The 2,667-nt window shown below is 75.3% G+C and carries 4 protein-coding genes; 2 read left to right on the top strand and 2 right to left on the bottom strand.

Annotation, left to right across the window (positions count from 1 at the left end; all coding sequences use genetic code 11):
- Positions 1 to 35 precede the first annotated feature (35 nt).
- Together ACFV4N_RS42590 and ACFV4N_RS42585 are read right to left on the bottom strand one after the other, a co-directional pair.
- Positions 36 to 200 carry a hypothetical protein gene (locus ACFV4N_RS42590; protein ID WP_499678383.1) on the bottom strand — a complete coding sequence of 55 codons (165 nt, stop codon included), beginning with the start codon at positions 198 to 200 and terminating at the stop codon, positions 36 to 38.
- Positions 200 to 772: a hypothetical protein gene (locus tag ACFV4N_RS42585; protein WP_499678382.1), complete on the bottom strand. Its 573-nt coding sequence runs from the start codon at positions 770 to 772 to the stop codon at positions 200 to 202. The genes ACFV4N_RS42590 and ACFV4N_RS42585 overlap by 1 nt, the downstream gene beginning before the upstream one ends.
- 291 nt (positions 773 to 1,063) lie before the next feature.
- Between ACFV4N_RS42585 and ACFV4N_RS42580 the strand changes: the two genes are divergently transcribed.
- Together ACFV4N_RS42580 and ACFV4N_RS42575 are read left to right on the top strand one after the other, a co-directional pair.
- Complete coding sequence (locus ACFV4N_RS42580) at positions 1,064 to 2,221, top strand: 3-deoxy-7-phosphoheptulonate synthase (protein ID WP_499678381.1); 1,158 nt, start codon at positions 1,064 to 1,066, stop codon at positions 2,219 to 2,221.
- A 28-nt stretch (positions 2,222 to 2,249) separates the two neighbouring features.
- Positions 2,250 to 2,667 (top strand): chorismate transformation FkbO/Hyg5 family protein (locus ACFV4N_RS42575; RefSeq protein ID WP_499678380.1); only part of this gene is annotated, 418 nt, incomplete at its 3' end.

Below are 2,667 nucleotides of genomic sequence, written 5' to 3'. Positions count from 1 at the left end.
AAAACCTCAACCTCACGACGCCGGCGCAGAAGAATTTAAAACACGCCGGCCGCGATGAACGCGGCGGCCAGCCACCCGTGGGCGTCGCCGGTCCAGTGGCTGATCAGGGCGGAGAACACGTAGGCGTCCACCAGGCCGGCCGACGCCGCCAGGGCCACGTCGACCGCGGTCGCCCCGGGGAGGACCCACCACCGGGTCATCAATTCCCCCTGCTCCGGCAGGAGTGGAGGATGATGCAGATCGACGCGGGCTTGCCGGGGAAGACGTCCTCGAAGTCCTCGAACGTCGGCCTCCGCTGGGCGTCCTCCGCGGCGGGCACGGCGCGCAGCAGCTCCTCGGTCACGGCGTCGCGCAGCCCGGTCTCGATGACGCCGAGGTCCTCCAGGGCGGCCCACACGTCGTGGTCGTGCTCGGCCACGGCGCGGTCCAGTTCCCCGCGGGTGGTCTCCCCGACGCGGGGCCGGTAGCGCGAGGCGTTCGCGGCGGTGACGCCACCCGCCTCGCCGCCGTCGCCGGTGGGCACGAACCGCACCCGCACGCCCGCGAGCCGCTCCAGGCGCCGCGACGAGTCCAGGTGGTCGGAGTCCGGCGCCAGGGGCAGCACCAGCAGGTCGATGCCGTCGGCGGCCTTGGCGAGCACCCTGGCGCCCTCCGGCACCAGCACCTCGTCCGGCGAGGTCAAGACGCCGGTGGCGAGGTGGCCCTCCCACGGCGCACCCTCGAAACCACGCGCCTGCACGGACACGACCAGTCGCACGTCGGAACCGGACACTTTTCCTCCCCTTTTCGCCTCGGCCCTTTTCCTCGGGCGCGGACGGGCGCTTCGCGCGCCGGGCGCGAGTCATTTCCCGATCCGCACCGACAATGGCACCACCCCTGCCGGTCCCTATCGTCCCCCCGGCGGCGGAGCTTGACCGTCCACCTCCGGTCTTACCTCGATCGGGCGACGACGCGGGCGCGGGACGAGGCCCGGAATCCCACCCAGGACAGACGAAAGCCGTCACCGAATTCTCCACCATTGTCGGTGAAATCAAACGGCGAGCAATGCGGGGAGGCGGTCCCGATGTCGATCGAAACCATTCCGGCGACCGGCGGACCGGTGCTGTCCGAACGAGTGCGCGCGCGTCCGGCGGCCCAGCGGCCGCCGTGGCCGGAGCACCGGGCGCGGCGGTTCCGGGCACGGCTGGCGGGACTGCCCGGACTGGTGACGGCCGACGAGGTCGCGGCGCTGGGCTCGGCGCTGGCCGAGGTGGTGGCGGGCAGGCGGCTGGTGCTCCAGGCCGGTGACCACGTCGAGCCGTTCGCCGAGTGCGCGCCCGAGCACCTGGTCCGCAAGACCGCGCTGCTGGACGTGCTCGCGCGGGCGCTGGGCCGGAGCCGCCCGGTGGCGCGGGTCGGCCGGTTCGCGGGCCAGTTCGCCACGTCGCGGTCCGACCCGACCGAGGTGGTCGACGGCGTGGAGCTGCCGGTGTACCGGGGCGACCTGGTCAACGCGCCGCAGCCGGACGCGCACGCCCGGCGGGCCGACCCGGCGCGGCTGGTCGCGGGCTACCACGCGGCGCGGACGGCGACGGCGTTCCTGCGGGAGCGCGGCCCGTGGACGTGGACCGGCCACGAGGCGCTGGTGCTGGACTACGAGCTGCCGCTGGTGCGCCGGGACGAGCGGGGCGCGGCCCTGCTGACCTCGACGCACTGGCCGTGGCTCGGCGACCGCACCCGCGACCCGGGGGGCGCGCACGTCGAGCTGCTCGCCTCGGTGGTCAACCCGGTGGCGTGCGAGGTCGGACCGGGCACGGACCGGGACGAGCTGCTGGCGCTGTGCGAGCGGCTGGACCCCGACCGCGTGCCGGGCAGGCTCACGCTGATCGCCCGGCTCGGCGCGGACCGCGTGTCGGCGGTGCTCCTGCCGCTGGTGACCGCGGTGCGCGCGGCGGGCCACCCGGTGATCTGGCTGTGCGACCCGGTGCGCGGCAACGGCGCCGTCGACGCCGGCGGGGACGAGGACCGGCTCGTCGACGCGGCGGTCCGCGAGGTGGCGGACTTCCGGGCGACCGTGCGCGTGGCCGGCGCGGTGGCGGGCGGGCTGCACCTGGGGACCACGCCCGACCACGCGGCCGGGCGCCGGTGGAACGGCTCCGCGACCCGCACGAGCCCGCGCGGCCCCCTGCTCGACCCCGGCCAGGCGCTCGCGGTCGTCGCGGCGTGGCACGACGTGGACTGAAGACTGCCGAGGCCCAGGAGGAGAAGTGTTGCGCACCAACGAGGTCACGTCACCGCGGTGTTCGTTCCGGACCGCGCGCGAGTTCGAGGACATGGCGGGCGCCGAGGTGCTGGGCGCGATCCGCCACTCGGACCGGGCGGGCCCGGTCCGGTGGGAGCGCGACCGCCCGGTGCTGCCGCTGCACGTGGTCCGGCCCGGGGTGCCGGAGGTGGTGGAGGTGTGGACCGCCACCGGCCCGGTGAGCACCGGCGAGCACCGGGGCCTGCACTACGCCCACGACGGCGAGGTGCTGTTCGGCGCGGCGAGCACCGGGACGTCGGCCGGGTGCGGCGAGGCCGTGCGCGAGGCGTACCTGGCGGCGTTCGACCTGGTCGACCGGCTGGGTTACCCGCACCTGTTCCGGACGTGGAACGCGATCGGGGGCATCACCGACCGGGACGCCGACG

The sequence above is a fragment of the Actinosynnema sp. NPDC059797 genome (genome assembly GCF_042732085.1).
Lineage (GTDB): Bacteria > Actinomycetota > Actinomycetes > Mycobacteriales > Pseudonocardiaceae > Actinosynnema.
This window is presented reverse-complemented; position numbering and strand designations above follow the sequence as displayed.

Coding starts and splice junctions, on each gene's coding strand:
- ACFV4N_RS42590 (WP_499678383.1), bottom strand. CDS start 200: ATGACCCGGTGGTGGGTCCTCCCCGGGGCGACCGCGGTCGACGTGGCC.
- ACFV4N_RS42580 (WP_499678381.1), top strand. CDS start 1,064: ATGTCGATCGAAACCATTCCGGCGACCGGCGGACCGGTGCTGTCCGAA.